This window comes from Mesorhizobium sp. CA13 (assembly GCF_020165235.1).
GTDB lineage: Bacteria > Pseudomonadota > Alphaproteobacteria > Rhizobiales > Rhizobiaceae > Mesorhizobium.
Genome location: NZ_JAIUHS010000001.1, coordinates 417,071 through 434,397, shown reverse-complemented (window position 1 = coordinate 434,397; position 17,327 = coordinate 417,071). Strand labels below are relative to the sequence as shown.

Genomic DNA, 17,327 nt, shown 5'->3' with positions numbered 1-17,327 from the left:
TCTGCCGCAGGGGATTCGTTGAGAGATCAAACGGTAGGGCGAAATGAACACAAATCCGGCCGGCAACGGAGAGTTCGGGCAAGGGCAGGCGACATCGGGACCGATCGTGCCCAAGACAGCCGCCGAAGCCTTGCGGCCGGAGGCCGGCACGCCGCCGCCGAAGCGCTCGCGTGCTTCGCGCAGTCAGGTCGTCGTGTTCATGAACTTCGTCATCTCCTTGGTGATGCTGATGGTTCTGGCGGCGGGTATCGCGCTTTACTTCGGCAAGCAGGAATTCACCGAGCCCGGCCCGTCGGCCAATGGCGACACCTTCCTGGTCAAGCCGAACACCGGCGTCCAGGATATCGCCGACCAGCTCGAGCGGCGCGGCCTGATCAGCGACGCCCGCATATTCCGTCTTGGCGTGCGCGCCTTCGGCAATGATTCCGCGCTGAAGGCCGGCGAATACGAGATCAAACCCAGGGCGTCCATGCGCGACATCATGGAATTGCTGAAGAGCGGCAAGTCGGTCATGTACTCGCTGACCATTCCCGAAGGGCTGACCGTCGAGCAGGCGCTGGCGCGCATCGCAGGCGAGCCCGCCTTGAGCGGCGACATGCCGGCCACCGTGCCTCCAGAGGGCAGCCTCGCCACCGATACGCTGCGCTTCACGCGCGGCGCCACGCGCCAGCAGATGATCGACAAGCTGCTGGCCGACCAGAAGAAGCTGGTCGAGGAAGTCTGGCAGCGGCGCGCGGCCGACCTGCCGCTCGCCAGCATTGACGAGTTCGTCACGCTGGCCTCGATCGTCGAGAAGGAAACAGGCAAGGGCGATGAGCGTTCGCGCGTCGCCGCGGTCTTCCTGAACCGGCTGGCCAAGGGCATGCGCCTGCAATCCGATCCGACCATCATCTACGGTCTGTTCGGCGGCAAGGGCAAACCCGCCGACCGGCCGATCTATCAGTCGGACATCCAGAAGCCGACGCCCTACAACACATATGTGATCAACGGCCTGCCGCCGACGCCGATCGCCAATCCCGGCCGTGCGGCGCTGGAGGCGGTAGCCAATCCATCAAAGACCGACGACCTCTATTTCGTTGCCGACGGCACTGGCGGACACGTCTTCGCCGCCACGCTTAACGAGCACAATGAGAACGTCGCGCGCTATCGAGCCCAGCAGAAGAAGCAGGTCGACGACGCGGCCAAGGCTGATGCCAAGGTGGAGGGGCAGACCGACGCTCCCATTGACGGCGACGCGGGGGCGGCCCAGTAGCGGCGCACGGTGTTTTCCAGCTCGTCCATGCTATCGGTTGAAGGCAGGAACGTTGGATTTTGTCAGGGCGCCTCGTAAGCCGGTTGGCAGGCGGGCATTTCGGCTTTCTGAAGGTGCGCGAAGCCGGATCAAGCAGTATCCGCAGTACGCGCCAGGGGGTATGCAGGCACGATGAATTTGCAGAGCATGACCGGGTTTGCGCGCGCTGTCGCCGAACATGACGGCACCTCGATTGCCTGGGAGGTCAAATCCGTCAACGGCAAGAGCGTCGAGGTGCGGTTGCGGCTGCCCCAGGGTTTTGAGCGGCTGGAGCCGGCCATCAGGCAGACGCTTCAGAAACGTTTCGCGCGCGGCAATTTTCAGGCGACGCTGACCATCACGCGTGCCTCCGGAATGCAGTCCCAGCCCGTTGTCAACGAGGCCTTCCTCAAGGACCTGGCCGGGCTCGCCAAGCGGATCGTGGAACAATTTGGTGTTGCTCCTGCGACCGCCGACGGACTGTTGTCGCTGCGCGGCGTGCTCGAAATTCCCGAGACCACCGAAACCGAGGATGTAAGGACAGCGCTCGACAACGCCGTCATGGCGGCCCTTGAGGCGGCGCTGGAGGGGCTGGAGCGGTCCCGCCAGGGTGAGGGCGCGGCACTTGGCACGCTTCTGCTGGGCCATATCGACGCCATCGAAGCGCTGACGCTGGGCGCCGAAGCGGATCCGTCGCGCGAACCGGCGGCCATCCGCGAGCGCCTCGCCGAACAGGTGCGGCTCTTGATGGATGCTTCGGCCAACCTCGATGCCGGCCGCTTGCACCAGGAAGCCGCCTTCCTCGCCACCAAGGCCGACATTCGCGAGGAGATCGACCGCTTGAAGACGCATGTGGCGTCGGGTCGGGCATTGCTTTCCGGCGGCGGCGCCGTCGGCCGCAAGCTCGATTTTCTGGCACAGGAATTTAACCGCGAATCGAATACGCTGTGCTCGAAATCGAACGCCGCCGCGGTCACCGCCATCGGACTGGAACTGAAGGCCGTGGTCGATCAATTCCGTGAACAGGTCCAGAATCTGGAGTAGCCGATGGTCGCCAGGGATTTGGGGTCCCGCATTCGCCGCCGGGGGCTGATGCTCGTGCTGTCGTCGCCGTCGGGCGCCGGCAAGTCGACGATTGCGCGCAACCTTCTGGAAAGCGATTCCAGCCTCGAACTGTCGGTCTCCGTCACCACCAGGCCGCGCCGCGGCTCGGAGATCGAAGGCGTTCACTATCATTTCCGCACCATGCGCGAGTTCGAGCGGCTGCGCGATTCGGACGCCCTGCTCGAATGGGCGGAGGTGCATGGCAATTGCTATGCGACACCGCGCGAACCTGCGGAACTGGCGCTGGCTCAAGGGCGCGACATGCTGTTCGACATCGATTGGCAAGGTGCCCAGCAGCTCAAGGAGAAGATGCGCGCCGACATCGTCTCGATCTTCATCCTGCCGCCGTCGATGAAGGAGTTGAAGGCAAGGCTGAAGCGCCGCGCCGAGGACCAGGAAGCGGTGATCGAGACGCGGCTGAAGAACGCGCGCAACGAGATCGAGCACTGGAAGGAATATGATTTCGTCATCGTCAACGATGATCTCGATCGCGCCTTCGCCGAAGTGCGCGGCATCGTTGTCGCCGAGCGGTTGCGGCGCGATCGTCGGCCCGGGCTCTTCGACTTCGTCTCGGGACTGTTGGACGAGAAGACGAGCTAGCACTTTCCTCTGCCCATAAAGATGGGCCGGCGGACAGGCCGAAGGCCGACCAGTCCGAAACGATGCGCTCGAGATGGTCGCGCCTGCAAGATGCGCATTTCGGCGACATAAATCAGACAATTGACGAAGAGGGTAATGCCCCTAGTTTCTCCCGCACGAGAGCGCGCGCGTGGTCGGTAACGGCCGGTTCGGCGGCGTCTCACCGTAGCCATGAGGGAGAGCAAATCTTGAAACGCTTCTGGCTGGGCGTTCTTGTCATCGTCATTGTCTGCGGCGCCGGATTTTTCGCCTATGCGTGGAAGCCGGCGATCGATCCTGTCGAGCCGCCGCAACGATCGTCGTTCGACCCGGCGTTGATCGAGAAAGGCGCTGTGCTGGCCTCGGTCGGCAATTGCACCTCCTGCCACACCAGGCCCGGTGAAAAGTCCTTTGCCGGCGGGCTCGCCGTGCCGACGCCGTTCGGCACCATCTATTCGACCAACATCACGCCAGATCCGCAGACCGGTATCGGCCGCTGGTCGCAGGCAGCCTTCAACCGCGCCATGCGCGAAGGCGTCGACCGCGAGGGCAGGCATCTCTATCCGGCCTTCCCATTCGATCATTTCACGCGTGTCTCCGATGAGGACAACCGCGCGCTCTACGCCTATCTGATGACGCGCCAACCGGTGAACAACCGGCCGCCTCCGAACGAACTGCCTTTCCCGCTCGATGTGCGCCTCGTGCTGGCCGGCTGGAAGCTGCTGTTCTTCGACAGGGGCGCCTATCAAAACGATGCTTCGCAAAGCGCGCAGTGGAACCGCGGCGCCTATCTGGTCAATGGGCTCGGCCATTGCGGCGCCTGCCATACGCCGCGCAATCGGTTCGGCGCGGAAGAGAAGGGATCGCATATGGCCGGCGGCGAGGCGGAAGGCTGGACGGCCTTTGCGCTCGACGGCACTTCACCGGCGCCGATACCGTGGACGCATGACAGCCTGTTTGCCTATCTCAGGCAGGGCTGGCATGCCGACCACGGCGTCGCCAATGGCCCGATGGGCGAAGTGACGGGCAATCTCGGCCGGCTTCCCGATGCGGATATCGACGCCATGGCCACTTACGTCATGTCGCTCATGGGCGAACCATCCGCCGAACGGACGGCAGCCGCGCAGGCTATCCGCGGCCGCGCCGCGGCCGACCCGGCGTCGACCGCCGCCGTGGTGCCGACATCCGCCGATACGCCGGCGGCGCGTGGAGCCGTCATTTACCAGGCAGCATGCGCCACCTGCCACGACGGCAGCCGTCCGCCGCCTTTTGGCGGTATCAATTTCCATCTGTCGAGCGCGGTCAACGCGCCAGATCCGCAGAACGTCATCAACACCGTGCTGTTCGGCCTGCCGGCGGCGGGTGGACGCCCGAGCGCGATCATGCCGGGATTCGCGGCGACGCTGAAGGACGACCAGGTGAAAGACCTGCTGGCCTATCTGCGCGATGCCTTCGCCGGCAAGCCGGCCTGGCAGGATGCGGGCGCCAGGATCGCCGACACCAGGAGCGGAAAATACCAGGTCAGCGTCCGGCCATCGGACGGCATCGAGCGCGGCCCGGACAATGTAGGAGCGAAGGACAGATGATCAATCTCAACGTCAACGGCATCTCCCACGACGTCGACGTCGATCCCGCGACGCCGCTGCTTTATGTGCTGCGCAACGATTTGAAGCTGAACGGCGCCAAGTTCGGCTGCGGCCTTGGCCAATGCGGCGCCTGCACGGTGATGGTCGACGGCAAGCCCGTCTTCTCCTGCCTGACGCCAGCGATGCTGGTGGAAGGCCGCGAGGTCAAGACGGTCGAGGACTTGGGCACGATCGAGAGCCCCGGCCCGATGCAGAAAGCGTTCATCGAGGAGCAGGCGGCGCAATGCGGTTATTGCATCGCCGGCATGATGATGCGGGCGCAGGCGCTGCTCGAGGCCAAACCCGATGCCGGTGACGCCGATATCAGGCAGGCGCTGGAACCCAACCTCTGCCGCTGTGGCACGCATATGCGCATCCTGCGGGCAGTGAGCCGCGCGCGCGACCTGATGAAATCGAAATCGGCCGGCTTGGCGCCGGCTGCGGCCGCGAGGAGGGCATGATGAACGCGCCAACCTTTCCCGAGCTGACACGACGCGGCTTTCTCGCCGGAACCGGCGCGCTGGTCGTGTCCTTCACCATCCCCGTGCAGGCTCAGGAGGCCGCGCCCTCGGCGCAGACGCCCGCGACGCCGGCCCCGGCCAAGAAACTACCGGGCAGCCTTGCCGATACCCCCTCGCTCGACGCCTGGATCAGGTTGGATGCCGACGGTTCGATCACCGTCTTCACCGGCAAGGCCGAGCTCGGCCAGGGCACCAGGACGTCGCTGCGCCAGATCGCCGCCGAAGAACTGGATGTCGAGCCGGCTTCCATCAAGCTCATCACCGCCGATACCGCGCTGACGCCGAACGAGGGCTATACCGCCGGCAGCCAGACGATCCAGAACAGCGGCACCGCCATACGCTACGCCTCGGCGCAGGTGCGCCAGATCCTGGTCGCCAAGGCCAGCGAGAAGCTCGGCGTTCCGGCCGACCAGCTCAAGGCGGCAAGCGGCAGGATCACCGGGTCGGACGGGAAGTCCGTGGGCTATGGCGAACTCGTGGTGGCGGATTTGCTGCATGTGGACGCATCGGCCGACACGGCGCTGAAATCGCCGGACAGTTATCACGCGATCGGCAAGCCGTTCGCCCGCGTCGATATTCCGGCAAAGGTGACGGGCGGCGAGGCCTATGTGCAGGACATGCGGCTTCCTGGCATGATGCATGCCCGCGTCGTTCGCCCGCCAAGCTATTCGGCCAGGCTCGTCAGCGTCGACGAGGCCGCCATTAAGACGATGCCCGGCGTGGTGGCGGTAATCCGTGACGGCGACTTCCTGGCCGTGGTGGCCAGGCAGGAATTCCAGGCGGTCCAGGCCATGCGCGCCATGGCCGCCAAGGCGAAGTGGCAGGAGCAGCCGGTCTTGCCGGACCAGGACAATATCCCCGCCTTCCTCGAACGCTCGGTCGCCGAGGTCGGCACCGTGACCTCGGTCGGCGCCGAAACGGCAGCCGGCGCAAAGACGCTGCAGGCGCAGTTCACCCGCGCTTACCAGATGCATGGGTCGATCGGCCCCTCCGCTGCCGTTGCCCTGTCAGACAAGGGCCTGATCACGGTGTGGACGCATACTCAAGGGGTCTATCCAGACCGCAAGGCGATCGCCGAGATGCTCGGCGTCGGACCGGAAAAGGTGCGCTGCATCCACACCGAGGGATCAGGCTGCTACGGCCACAACGGTGCCGACGACGCGGCGGCCGACGCCGCGCTGATCGCACAGGCGTTGCCCGGCACTCCGGTGCGCGTGCAGTGGATGCGCGATCAGGAGCATTTGTGGGAGCCTTATGGCCCTGGCATGCTGACGCGCGCCAGCGCAACGCTGGACGCCGGCGGCAAGATCGTCAACTGGCACTATGATCTGTGGAGCAACAGTCACGGCACCCGGCCGGGAACGGCAGGTTCGCTGATCGCCGGCCGGCTGGTGGCGAAGCATTTCCCGCCCGATCCGGCCAAGCTGCAGATCTCGCCGCTCGGCAATGGCGATCGCAATGCCATCCCGCTCTATGACGTGCCGAACCAGCGGGTGAACTGGCATTTCGTTGCCGACATGCCGGTGCGCGTCTCGTCGTTGCGCGGCCTCGGCGCCTACTGCAACGTCTTCTCGATCGAAAGCTTCATGGACGAGCTGGCCCTCGCGGCCGGCGCCGACCCGGTGGAATACCGGTTGAGGCACATGAAGGACCCGCGCGCCAGGAAGGTGATCGAGGTTGCGGCGCAAAAATTCGGCTGGAGCAATGATCCTATGCCGGAGGGCCGTGGCCGGGGGTTCGCCTTCGCCAAGTACAAGAACCACGCCGCCTATCTCGCAGTCGCGCTTGAAGCGGAGGTCGATCGCGACAGCGGCGCCATCGCCATCTCGCATGTGGTCTCGGCGGTCGACTGCGGCGAAGCGGTGGCGCCGGATTCGATCGTCAACCAGACCGAAGGCGGTATCCTGCAGTCAATGAGCTGGACGCTCTACGAGGCCGTCCATTTCGACGACACCCGCATCCTGAGCGCGGATTGGTCGGCCTATCCGATCCTGCGCTTCAGCGCCGTTCCCGACAGCGTGGAAGTGCATGTCGTCGACAATCCCGGCACGCCCTATCTCGGCGTCGCGGAAGCAGCGCAGGGCCCGACAGCCGGCGCGATCGCCAACGCCTTCCGCCACGCCACGGGAAAACGCATTTATGACCTGCCCTATACGCGCGAGCGCGTCAAAGCGGTGTTGGGCGTGTAGTTCGAAGCATCCGCTCGAAGGATCAGATTGCTCCGCGCTTCGACGGCCGGCGGCACTACACCGCATTGGTCAGCCGCACGAACTCCTCGACATCGAGCGTCTCGGCGCGCCGGGTCGGGTCTATCCCGGCGCGTTCGAGCAGGGCCTCGCCGCCGAGGCTCTTAACGCTCTGCCGCAGCATCTTTCGGCGCTGGCCGAAGGCGGCTTCCGTGACGCGGCCGAGTTTTTTCACGTCGGCGCATAGCGGCGTCGCGCGCGGCTCGAGATGCACGACGGAAGAGGTCACCTTGGGCGGCGGTGTGAACGCCTGGGGTGGCACGTCGAACGCTATCCTGGCCTGCGTGCGCCACCCCGCCAGCACGCCGAGCCTGCCATAGGCCTCGCTGCCGGGCGCGGCGACGATACGCTGGGCCACCTCGCGCTGGAACATCAGGGTCATCGAGGCATAGAAGGGAGGCCACTCCGCGACGGTCAGCCAGCGGACCAGCAGTTCCGTGCCGATATTGTAGGGCAGGTTGGCAACGATCCTGACCGGCCCGCCATCACTGGCGGTCGCGGCAAGCGTCGGGAAGTCGATCTTCAGAGCGTCGCCCGAAACGACCTCCAGCCGGCCGGGATAGTGGGCCGATATCTCGGCGAGGGCCGCCAGGCAGCGTTCGTCGCGCTCGATAGCGACGACCTTGCGCGCGCCGTTGAAAAGCAGGGCCCTTGTCAACCCGCCGGGGCCGGGGCCGACCTCGATCACGGTCGTCTCCGCCAGGCTGCCGGCGGCGCGCGCTATCTTGCCGGTCAGGTTGAGGTCGAACAGAAAATTCTGGCCCAGTGCCTTTCTTGCCTGCAAACCGTGGCGCTCGATGACCTCGCGCAGCGGCGGCAGCCCATCCATGCTCATGAGTTGAGCCTCATTGCGTGACGAATTTGGCGTCGACGTCGGCCAGCCGCCGTGCAAGCCGCAGCGCCGCCATCAGGCTGTCGGGCCGGGCGATGCCCTTGCCGGCGATATCGAAGGCGGTGCCGTGGTCGGGCGAGGTGCGGATGAAGGGCAGGCCGAGCGTGACATTGACCGCTTCATCGAAGGCGAGCGCCTTGGCCGGTATCAGCGCCTGGTCGTGATACATGCACAGCGCCACGTCGTAGCCGGCCCGGGCCCGGGCATGGAACAAGGTATCCGCGGGCAATGGCCCGAACGCGTCGATGCCTTCGGCTCGCAGGATCTCGATCGCCGGTCGGATGATGCGCTGGTCCTCCAGGCCCATGGCGCCATCCTCGCCCGCATGCGGGTTGAGGCCGGCGATGGCGAGCCGTGGGTTGGCGATGCCAAAGCGGTCCCTGAGGTCGGCGGCGGTGACCCGCGTCGTGGCGAGGATCAGGTCGGTGGTCAGCGCCTTCGGCACTTCGGCCAGCGCGATGTGAATGGTGACGGGAACGGTGCGCAGGTCGGGGCCTGCCAGCATCATCACCGGCATCGCTTCCACGCCGCTGTGCCGCGCCGCCAGATGCGCCAGATATTCGGTATGGCCGGGAAAGCGGAAGCCGGCGTCGTAGAGCGGCTTCTTGGCGATCGGGCAGGTGACGACGGCCGCGGCGTCGCCGGCGAGGCTTGCGGCCACCGCCCGATCGATTGCTTCGATGATGCCCGCCGCATTGGCCGGATCAGGCTGGCCGGGGCTGTCGATGAAGCCGGCAGACAGCGTAACGACCGGCAGTGCGCGGCCAAAGACCTCGGTCGCCTGCGCTGGCGTCGTTTCCTCGATAGGCAGCGAAACGCCGATGCGGCGCGCCCGTGAGGCGATCAGCGCGGGATCGGCGAGGAGATAGAAGGGCGGAAGGGCTGCGGCTGTACGCGCCAGAAACGCGGCAATCGCGATTTCCGGCCCGATGCCGGATGGATCGCCGACGCTCAACGCCAGCGCGCGCATCGCCCTGTCCACCTCAGCGCTTGACGATGCGGGCTTTTGCCTTCAGCTCGTCGACATATTTCTTGCTGAGATCGTCGGCCGCCTTGTCGTTGGAGCCTTCGCTCTGGAACACCATCTGGGCGACCTTGTCGTCGGACACCTCGCGCGACGAACAGATGCCGATGAACTCGACACCGCGCTCCGTTTGGCGGGTAGGCGTGGCGCCGCCAACCTTGGTGGCCTTGATCTGCTCGGCCCAGTCCGGCGGCAGTTGCGGCGCCAGCACCCGGCCGAGATCGCGAACGGTGACGTCGATCAGGCCCTTGGCGAACTGCCGCGTCGTGTTGCAGCCGTTGAAGCGGGCACGCATGGCGTCGGCTTCGCGCTTGCGCTTGCCCAGCGTCGCGCTGCGTTCGGCCGCCGGCACGACGAAGATGACCTGCTGGAGCATGTATTCAGTGGCGCTCGGCTTGGAGCCGCCCTTGTCGAGCATGCGCCTGACCGCGTCCTGCTCGGTCACGCTGCCGCCCTCGCCGGAACGGTACCGCGCGCTCAAGGCCTGATTCCAGGCCATCTGGGCGCGGATGAACTCCTTGAAATGGCTCTTGCTGACGCCGGACTTTTCCATGACGCCGTCGAGCTGGCTGAGCTGCATCTTGTTGCTCGAGGCAAAGCGCTGGTACGCAGCCTCGACCTGCGCGTCGCTGATGCGGATCCCAAGCCGTCTGGCTTCGGCCATGCGCAAGGTCTGATCGATCATTTCCTGGCCGGCGTCGCCCTTCTTGCGCTGCAGCTTGAGGAAGGCGGCGCGATGCGCGATGTCGCCGCTGGTGATCGGTATGTCGTTGACGACGTACTTGATCTCGCTGGCGAAAGCCGGCGGCGTGATGATGGTCATCGACACGGATGTCGCCGCCACAAGCAGCGCCAACCCTGCTGAAAAGAGGTATTTCCTCATCGCAAACATCCCAATTCTGTCCCGGTCCCGCCCAACTTCATCCTTCTTCGGGGTTTGTGAAGTCCCTGCCAGCCCTATGCGGCGAAACGATGTCGCGGGCTACTGGGTGGTATCGAAGGCGCTGCTCGACGATCCGAAATCGCCGAGGGTGCGGAACGACAGGTTGAAGCCGATGCTCTGCGTCACCTCCCTGGTGTTCAGGTCGCGCGACTGCGAGTACGTCATCAGATAGGTGAAGCAGGAATCATTGTAGGCGAAACCGACCCCGTCCTTGACCAGCAGGCTTTGCTGCAGATCATAGGTTCCCGTCCCGAACACGCGCCAGTTCTCGGCAAGATGCGTGGATGCACCCAGCGTGACCTCGTGGCGGTCGGTGGTGAACCCATAGAGCGGCTGAGCCTGGATGAAGGCGTATTTGGCGCTCAGCGACACCGGCAGGCCGGAATAGGCGGCCTTTACCTCTGCGCGGCGAACCTCGAAGCTCTGCTCGTCGAAACGGCCGCTGACCGAGGCGGCGAACCCGTTCGGGCTGCTGACGCCAAACAGGCCGACATAGTCCGACTTGGTGTTTTCGAGGCCCGAATAGGCGCCGACATTGACCAGGTCCGGCGCGTCGAAGGAGTTCTCGCCGCCGATCTGGTAGGACTGGCCGAAGATGGCGTTGGTGCCCCAGCCGTTGATGTAGGAACCGGAATAGCGCAGGCCCACATTGGCACGCGAGCCGCCTTCGATGCGGTCATAGCCGGAGAACTTGTCGCGCTCGAACAAGGTGCTCGCGTCGAAGACCATGCTCTGGGCATCTTCGTTCGGCACGGCCAGGCCGCCGACATATTGTTCGTTCGGGCGCAGGAACACCTGCGCCATCGGCTCGAACACATGACTGGAGCCGCTGGCCATCGAAAACAGCAGCGGCCAGCTCATCTCGAGTCCGGCGGTCGCCATATAGCGGGCGAAAGACGAGCGCATATCATCCTGCTCGCCCAAATTCGTCGCCATCTGGTTGACGGCTGCGAGTGAAGCTGATGACGCGTTGACATAGTCGACGTCGCCCTGCAGCGCCAGCAAGGGTGTCAGCACCAACCCGTCATCGGTGACAAATGACCGTTTCCACTCGGCTTGGGCGGTGAGACGGCCGGATTCGCCCTCGATGCCGCGCACACGTTGCGTGCCTGAAGGGGGGAAGTAGGGGGTGAAATAGGTCTCGTCGAGGTCATCGCGGCGGATGACCCGCGAATTGACGTTGAACGACAACTGGCCGCCCGCGACCGACGTATCCGGAATGTAGGCATAGTCGAGCGATGGCAGCACCCAGGGCTGCTGGCCGCTTCGCGCAGCGATGTTGCTGTCGAGCGTGTCTTCCTGCACCTCGAAATGCATGGCGCGCAGGTCGAAATAATTACGGCCATCGAGGCCGGTCAGGTAAACCGACGACTGGTGAACGGACCCGTTATATTTGTCGATGGCGTAGGTGTTCGAGAAGTTCTTGTCGGTCTGCAGCAGCACGTCCCAGCCGAAATTCCAGCGCGCATTGATGGCGAACTGGCCCTGTGTGCCCATCATGCCGCGGAATTTGTTCGGATCGCCCGCCTCGCCCGAATCGACATTGCGGCCGGCGGCATCGATGAAGGCATCGGGATCCCGCTGCTGAATGCCCGCGATCTTCAGGCTGTATTCGCCATTGTTGAAGCGCTGGCGCCATTCGGCCTCGCCGAGAAAGCCCTGCTTGGTAAAGCCGGTGCCGGTGACGGTCAGGTCGTAAGTCGGTGAGAGCGCGAAATAATAGGGGACCTTCACCCCCACGCCCAGATCGCTTTTGAAGACGATGCCGGGGATCAGGAAGCCGCTCTTGCGCTTCACCGTCGGGTCAGCGATCTCGAACGCCGGCAGGTAGGCGAGCGGGAAGCCGAAGAATTCGAAATTCGCATTCTCGAAGCGGACCGTCTTCTTCTCGCCGTTCCAGATGATCTTCCTGGCCTTCACACGCCAGGTCGGCGCCTTGTCGGGCTTGTCCTCGCACGGTTCGCAGGCAGTGTAGACGCCATTGTGGAAGGTGGTCAGCACGCCGCCCATGCGTTCGGCGCTTTCGGCGGCGAAATAGGCCTTGTCGATGGTTTCGACCCGGAGCGCGTTGACGAAACCGTCGGCGAAGTCGTCGGTGATGTCGATATGATCCGAATTGATCTTGGTGCCGTCGCTGTTGATCACCTCGACATTGCCGCTTGCGACCATCCGCTTGGTGTTGCGGTTGTACTCGACCTTCTGCGCGACAAGTCGGTTGCCGCCATAGTCGATCTGCACGCCGCCGACGGCGGTCACGGTCTGGTTGTCGTTGTTGTAGACCAGCGTATCGGCCGCCAGCAGCATCTGCGATCCGGACGGCACCTTGGTCGCCATGTCGCCGACATCCTGCGCCAACGCAGGCAGCGGAACCGCGCATGCAAACAGGCATGCCAAGGCGGTCGCCGCATAGAGGCGCGCCAAACCGGCCTGCCTGTTACTGGGCAAAAAGGCCTCCCTCACTAGCCGTCTTCCTTGTATAGCAGGAAAGTCACCCCGAAGAACATAGCCACCACGACCGGCACCCAGGCAGCTACGACAGTCGGCACGAACCCCGCCACGCCGAATGCCTTCACCAGCACCGAAACGACATAAAGCAGAAACCCGGCAACGACGCCACCCAGAATCATCGTTGCCGATTGCCCCATCCTCGCAAATCGCATTGAAACTGTTGCCGCAATCAGCGTCATGGCGACGAGCAGGAACGGCAACGCCACCAGCGAATCGAACTGCATGGCAAAGGCATTTGCCTTGAGGCCGAAGGAACGGGCAACCTCGATTTTTCCCGGCAGATCGTAGAATGGAATGGTCTCCGGGCGCGCCAGCCGCTCCTGCACGAATTCGGGCTTCAGATTGGTCGGCACGCGATCGTTTGCCGCAGGCTGGATGGTGCCGTTCTTGAAGGTCTTGACGTCCTGCAATTCCCAGTAGCCGTCCCGCAGGTAGGCGCGTGCGGCATCCTTGCGCTCGACGATATCGCCTTGCGGGTCGAGGATGAAAAAGACGGCGTCAGCCATCTCCAGGCCCTGGTTGAGGATGGCGCGCGCTCCGATGATTGTGTCTCCGGAGCTGGTTTTCTGCCGGATCCAGGGCGCGGCGTCGGCCGACACCGTATTCGACTTGCCCGAGCGCAACTGGGTTTCGATCTGTTCGGACCAGGAAAAGGCGTGCGCGGCGAGCGGGTTGATGAGACCGACCGACAGGACGCCGAACAACAGCGCTCCGATGCAGCACGGCAGAAGGAACTGCCAGGCCGAAACGCCGGCCGAGCGCGCGATGACCAGTTCATACCTGCGGTTGAGCGAGACCAGCGTCGCCATCGCCGAGAAGAGACCGACAAACGGCACGGTCTGCAGCATGATCATCGGCATCCTGAGCCCGGAAATGGCCACCGCCGTTCCATAGGTGAAACCGGGCAGGCCGGTCGTGCGGCCGGAAAGCTCGGTGAAATCGATCAGGAACACCAGCGCAAGCAGGCCGATGAAGAACCACACGGTGATGGTGACATAGCGGAAGAAGAAATAGCGTCCCAGCGTCCAGCCCATCAACTGACCCTCTGGCCCGAGGCGCTGCGCCTGGACAGGCGCAGCTTGACGGCATTCCAGGCGTCAGCCATCCGGCTGGCGAGATTCGTCAGCCAATCTGCCCAGGCCACTGGCAGTTCCATCGTCCGGTTGGAGGCGATGAACCAGATTGCCACCGCCGACGACACGATCGGCACGCCGTAGACCATATACGCATATTGCGGGACCTCGCCGGCCTTGCCGGCGGCGAAGAAGCCCATCCAGCGCACGAACAGCGATATCGCGATGGCCGTGATCAGCGGATTGACGCGCGCCTCGCGATGCGAGCGTGCATCTCCGGCGACCGCGAGTGCGATCAGCGCGAAGACCATGGAATAGAGCCATTCCGAGAACCGCTGGTCGACCTCCGCCCGGTATTCGTTCGGGCGCTGCTGATAGACCTTGTCATTGGCACTCGGGTTGAGCAGGTACTGGGTCGTCTGGTCTTTTGGCATCAGCGTCACCTCCGACGCTGCCGCCATGAAAGCCGACATGTCGAAGGCATAGGAGGTGAAGCGGATGACCGAGAGGTCGCCGGTCAGGGTCTTTCGATGGATGACGCCGTCATTCATCATCAGCACCTTTTCGCCGCCGCGTTCGACGATGCTGCCGGTCTTGGCATAATAAACGAGGTTGACCCCTTCCTCGCGCGAATCCGCGACGAAGATGCCGCCCAGCCGGTTGTCGGGGAGCCGCTCGCCTATCTGCAGGAACAGCCCGTCATCGATCTTGCGGAATGTGCCTTCCTGGATGATCAGCGACAGAAGATCCGCGCGTGACTCCGCCACCAGCATCCGGTTCTTCTGGCGCGCATAGGGGTCGATGCCGTTGTCGACGGCGAAGGAAAAGACGCTGGCCGCGGCCGCGAGAATCATGATCGGCCGCACGATGGTCCAGCGCGAGGCGCCCGCTGCGTTGACGACGGCGAGCTCCGAATCCGAATTCATGACGCTGAGCGTCTGGGCAACCGCCACCACGAGCGCGAAGGGCACCACGATCGGAATGATCGAGGGAAGAATGAGGGCCGCGACCTCGAAGAAAGTCAGCGCCGACTGGCCGCTGTCGGTGACGAGGTCGATCTTGGCCAGTACTTGCGTGGTCCAGACAATGGCCAGCGTCCAGGCCAGCGCTGCAATAAAGACCACGAAAGCACGGCGCATGATGTAGCGTTCAACGACCTTCATGAAGGCTTTTCTCAATTTTCTCGAACGGCATCATGCCACCGGATAAGGGTAGCCGTCCGGCGACGCCCGCACAACTGGCTGCGTCGGGCTCTGTCAGGCAGACGATCCGGTTCCCGTCCCATATCGCGCGCCACGTTGGGGCGGAGTGTCGGCGGGATTGGATAAGAAAGGGCGAACATCGATGGTTAACAACAGGTTGCGGCCAAAAAGCGGAGCCGTGCCGCGACGAATCGCCATCGATTCATGTGCCATATGGGGAGCCCGTTTGGCAAAGTCTTGCCAAATGCCGGAAAACGACCAAATGTCGCGGATCGCTTCCAACCGCTTCGCGCGCCGCGCATTCCCCGAAAGCAGGACATGATGAACCAGAGACCCTCGATCGCCTTCGCAAAATTCGCCGCGCCGCAGACCGCCGCGAACAGGAAGGGGACGGTCTTCGTGCTGGCGGCGGATGATGGCGGCCTGAGCGAAACCGCCGCGGCGTATGATCCTGGCAAGACGCTGGAACGGGCCTTCCCGGTGGCCGAATTCACGGCCAAGTTTGCCAGCGTGGTGGAAGTGCTGACGCCGCAGGCAAGCTCGCTCGACAGGCTGGTCGCGGTCGGCGCCGGCAAGGTATCGGGACTCGACGAATACGCCTGGACGAAGCTTGGAGGCACCATCGCGGGGTCGCTGCGCAAGGCGACTGACGTGGCGGTGGTGCTCGACGTGGTCGGCGCCTCGTCAAGCGGTGCGCAGGCGGCCAGCCTTGCCGCCGGTATTCTTCTGCGCAGCTATTCCTTCGACAAGTACAAGACCAGGAAAGACAAGGACGATGGCCAAGGCGACAAGGCCGAGCCGAAAAAGCCGGCCAAGATAACCATCCACACCGCCGATCCGGCGGGTGCGAAGAAGGCCTTCGCCGAGACCGAGGCGGTGATCGACGGCGTGCTTTTGGCGCGTGACCTCGTCAACGAGCCGGCAAACGTCCTGGGACCGGTCGAGTTTGCCGCCCGCGCCAAGGAACTGGAGGCCCTCGGCGTCAAGGTCGAGATCCTGGCTGAGAAGGAAATGAAGAAACTCGGCATGGGGTCGCTGCTCGGCGTCGCGCAAGGCTCGCCGCGCGGCGCCCGCATGGCCGTCATGCAGTGGAACGGCGGCAAGGCCAAGGACAGCCCGGTCGCCTTCATCGGCAAGGGCGTCACCTTCGACACCGGCGGCAATTCGATGAAACCGGCATCCGGCATGGAGGACATGAAGGGCGACATGGGTGGCGCCGCGGCGGTGACCGGACTGATGCATGCGCTCGCCGCCCGCAAGGCTAAGGCCAATGTCGTCGGCATCATCGGGCTGGTGGAAAACGCCGTCGACGGCCACGCGCAGCGTCCCGGCGACATCGTTACCTCGATGTCGGGCCAGACAATCGAGGTGCTCAACACCGATGCGGAAGGGCGCCTCGTGCTGGCCGATGCGCTCTGGTACTGCAATGACCGCTTCCAGCCGAAGTTCATGGTCAACCTGGCGACGTTGACCGGCGCGATCATGGTCGCGCTCGGCCAGCACTATGCCGGCCTGTTCTCCAACAATGACGAACTGGCGGAACGCCTGGCGACAGCCGGGCAGTCGACGCAGGAGCGGCTGTGGCGCATGCCGCTCGGTCCCGAATACGACAAGCTGATCGATTCCAAGAATGCAGACATGAAGAACATCGGCGGTCGCTATGGCGGCGCCATCATCGCCGCGCAGTTCCTGCAGCGCTTCGTCAAGGACACGCCCTGGGCGCATCTCGACATCGCAGGCACCGCCATGGGGGCGCTGTCGAACGAAATCAACCAGTCCTGGGGTTCCGGCTTTGGCGTGCGGCTGCTCGACCGGCTCGTACGCGACCACTATGAGAGCTGATCGGGACCCATGGCCGACGTGCTGTTTTATCATCTGACCGAATCGACGCTGGAGGATGCGCTACCCGGCCTTCTTGAGCGCAGCGTCGATCGCGGCTGGCGCGCCGTGGTGCAGACCGGCACCGAGGAGAGGCGCGACGCGCTCGACCAGCATCTGTGGACGTTCCGTGACGATTCCTTCCTCGCGCACGCCACCGACCGCGAAGCCCATCCCGCCGAGCAGCCGATCCTTTTGACCACCGGAGACGGCAACCCGAACGCGGCGCAGATACGTTTCCTGGTGGACGGAGCCGCGCCGCCGGACCTTGGCGGCTACGAGCGCGCCGTGTTCCTGTTCGACGGCCACGATGCCGCCCAGGTCGAGGCCGCCCGCGGGCACTGGAAGACGATGAAAGACGCCGGCCACGCGGTGACTTATTGGCAGCAGACGCCCGATCGTCGCTGGGAACGCAAGGCTTGA

Annotated in this window: 14 protein-coding genes; 8 read left to right on the top strand and 6 right to left on the bottom strand. The window is 64.3% G+C overall.

Features of this window, described 5'->3' with window-relative positions:
• Nucleotides 1-43: 43 nt before the first annotated feature.
• From mltG to LB566_RS02240, 6 genes are all read left to right on the top strand, one after another.
• Nucleotides 44-1,252 (top strand): endolytic transglycosylase MltG, encoded by a 1,209-nt coding sequence (gene mltG / locus LB566_RS02265; RefSeq protein WP_140494453.1) that lies wholly within the window; start codon nt 44-46, stop codon nt 1,250-1,252.
• A gap of 171 nt (nt 1,253-1,423) precedes the next feature.
• Nucleotides 1,424-2,314: a YicC/YloC family endoribonuclease gene (locus LB566_RS02260; protein ID WP_224622842.1), complete on the top strand. Its 891-nt coding sequence runs from the start codon at nt 1,424-1,426 to the stop codon at nt 2,312-2,314.
• Between the two features lie 3 nt (nt 2,315-2,317).
• Nucleotides 2,318-2,974 (top strand): guanylate kinase, encoded by a 657-nt coding sequence (gene gmk / locus LB566_RS02255; protein ID WP_140494448.1) that lies wholly within the window; start codon nt 2,318-2,320, stop codon nt 2,972-2,974.
• A gap of 227 nt (nt 2,975-3,201) precedes the next feature.
• Nucleotides 3,202-4,578, top strand: coding sequence for a c-type cytochrome (locus LB566_RS02250; protein WP_224622840.1), 1,377 nt, complete (start codon nt 3,202-3,204; stop codon nt 4,576-4,578).
• Complete coding sequence (locus tag LB566_RS02245) at nt 4,575-5,078, top strand: (2Fe-2S)-binding protein (RefSeq protein ID WP_224622838.1); 504 nt, start codon at nt 4,575-4,577, stop codon at nt 5,076-5,078. Before LB566_RS02250 ends, LB566_RS02245 begins: the two co-directional genes overlap by 4 nt.
• Nucleotides 5,078-7,327: a xanthine dehydrogenase family protein molybdopterin-binding subunit gene (locus tag LB566_RS02240; protein WP_224622836.1), complete on the top strand. Its 2,250-nt coding sequence runs from the start codon at nt 5,078-5,080 to the stop codon at nt 7,325-7,327. The genes LB566_RS02245 and LB566_RS02240 overlap by 1 nt, the downstream gene beginning before the upstream one ends.
• A gap of 55 nt (nt 7,328-7,382) precedes the next feature.
• Here the strand turns inward: LB566_RS02240 and rsmA are convergent, their stop codons facing one another.
• The 6 genes from rsmA to lptF form a co-directional block, all read right to left on the bottom strand.
• Nucleotides 7,383-8,219, bottom strand: a complete 837-nt coding sequence (gene rsmA / locus LB566_RS02235) for a 16S rRNA (adenine(1518)-N(6)/adenine(1519)-N(6))-dimethyltransferase RsmA (RefSeq protein ID WP_224622834.1) — start codon at nt 8,217-8,219, stop codon at nt 7,383-7,385.
• Nucleotides 8,220-8,229: 10 nt separating this feature from the next.
• On the bottom strand, nt 8,230-9,246 hold the full coding sequence (gene pdxA / locus LB566_RS02230) for a 4-hydroxythreonine-4-phosphate dehydrogenase PdxA (RefSeq protein ID WP_224622832.1): 1,017 nt from the start codon (nt 9,244-9,246) through the stop codon (nt 8,230-8,232).
• Nucleotides 9,247-9,259: 13 nt separating this feature from the next.
• Entirely contained in the window at nt 9,260-10,192 is a 933-nt protein-coding gene (locus LB566_RS02225) for a SurA N-terminal domain-containing protein (RefSeq protein ID WP_224622830.1), read from the bottom strand.
• A 90-nt stretch (nt 10,193-10,282) separates the two neighbouring features.
• On the bottom strand, nt 10,283-12,703 hold the full coding sequence (locus tag LB566_RS02220) for an LPS-assembly protein LptD (protein WP_224622828.1): 2,421 nt from the start codon (nt 12,701-12,703) through the stop codon (nt 10,283-10,285).
• The gene (lptG, locus tag LB566_RS02215; RefSeq protein ID WP_181172376.1) at nt 12,703-13,788 is read right to left on the bottom strand and encodes an LPS export ABC transporter permease LptG; all 1,086 of its coding nucleotides are present in this window, start codon (nt 13,786-13,788) and stop codon (nt 12,703-12,705) included. Before lptG ends, LB566_RS02220 begins: the two co-directional genes overlap by 1 nt.
• The gene (gene lptF / locus LB566_RS02210) at nt 13,785-14,987 is read right to left on the bottom strand and encodes an LPS export ABC transporter permease LptF (protein WP_224622826.1); all 1,203 of its coding nucleotides are present in this window, start codon (nt 14,985-14,987) and stop codon (nt 13,785-13,787) included. Before lptF ends, lptG begins: the two co-directional genes overlap by 4 nt.
• Before the next feature lie 360 nt (nt 14,988-15,347).
• Here lptF and LB566_RS02205 point away from each other — a divergent pair, with 360 nt between their 5' ends.
• Both LB566_RS02205 and LB566_RS02200 read left to right on the top strand, forming a co-directional pair.
• Nucleotides 15,348-16,868 carry a leucyl aminopeptidase gene (locus tag LB566_RS02205; RefSeq protein ID WP_224622824.1) on the top strand — a complete coding sequence of 507 codons (1,521 nt, stop codon included), beginning with the start codon at nt 15,348-15,350 and terminating at the stop codon, nt 16,866-16,868.
• Nucleotides 16,869-16,877: 9 nt separating this feature from the next.
• Nucleotides 16,878-17,327, top strand: coding sequence for a DNA polymerase III subunit chi (locus LB566_RS02200; protein ID WP_224622822.1), 450 nt, complete (start codon nt 16,878-16,880; stop codon nt 17,325-17,327).

Bases quoted from the DNA above. Each gene is read 5' to 3' on its own strand.
- LB566_RS02225 (WP_224622830.1), bottom strand. From the start codon at position 10,192: ATGTTTGCGATGAGGAAATACCTCTTTTCAGCAGGGTTGGCGCTGCTT.
- gmk (WP_140494448.1), top strand. From the start codon at position 2,318: ATGGTCGCCAGGGATTTGGGGTCCCGCATTCGCCGCCGGGGGCTGATG.
- mltG (WP_140494453.1), top strand. From the start codon at position 44: ATGAACACAAATCCGGCCGGCAACGGAGAGTTCGGGCAAGGGCAGGCG.
- rsmA (WP_224622834.1), bottom strand. From the start codon at position 8,219: ATGAGCATGGATGGGCTGCCGCCGCTGCGCGAGGTCATCGAGCGCCAC.
- pdxA (WP_224622832.1), bottom strand. From the start codon at position 9,246: ATGCGCGCGCTGGCGTTGAGCGTCGGCGATCCATCCGGCATCGGGCCG.
- LB566_RS02200 (WP_224622822.1), top strand. From the start codon at position 16,878: ATGGCCGACGTGCTGTTTTATCATCTGACCGAATCGACGCTGGAGGAT.
- lptF (WP_224622826.1), bottom strand. From the start codon at position 14,987: ATGAAGGTCGTTGAACGCTACATCATGCGCCGTGCTTTCGTGGTCTTT.
- LB566_RS02240 (WP_224622836.1), top strand. From the start codon at position 5,078: ATGAACGCGCCAACCTTTCCCGAGCTGACACGACGCGGCTTTCTCGCC.
- LB566_RS02205 (WP_224622824.1), top strand. From the start codon at position 15,348: ATGAACCAGAGACCCTCGATCGCCTTCGCAAAATTCGCCGCGCCGCAG.
- LB566_RS02245 (WP_224622838.1), top strand. From the start codon at position 4,575: ATGATCAATCTCAACGTCAACGGCATCTCCCACGACGTCGACGTCGAT.
- LB566_RS02260 (WP_224622842.1), top strand. From the start codon at position 1,424: ATGAATTTGCAGAGCATGACCGGGTTTGCGCGCGCTGTCGCCGAACAT.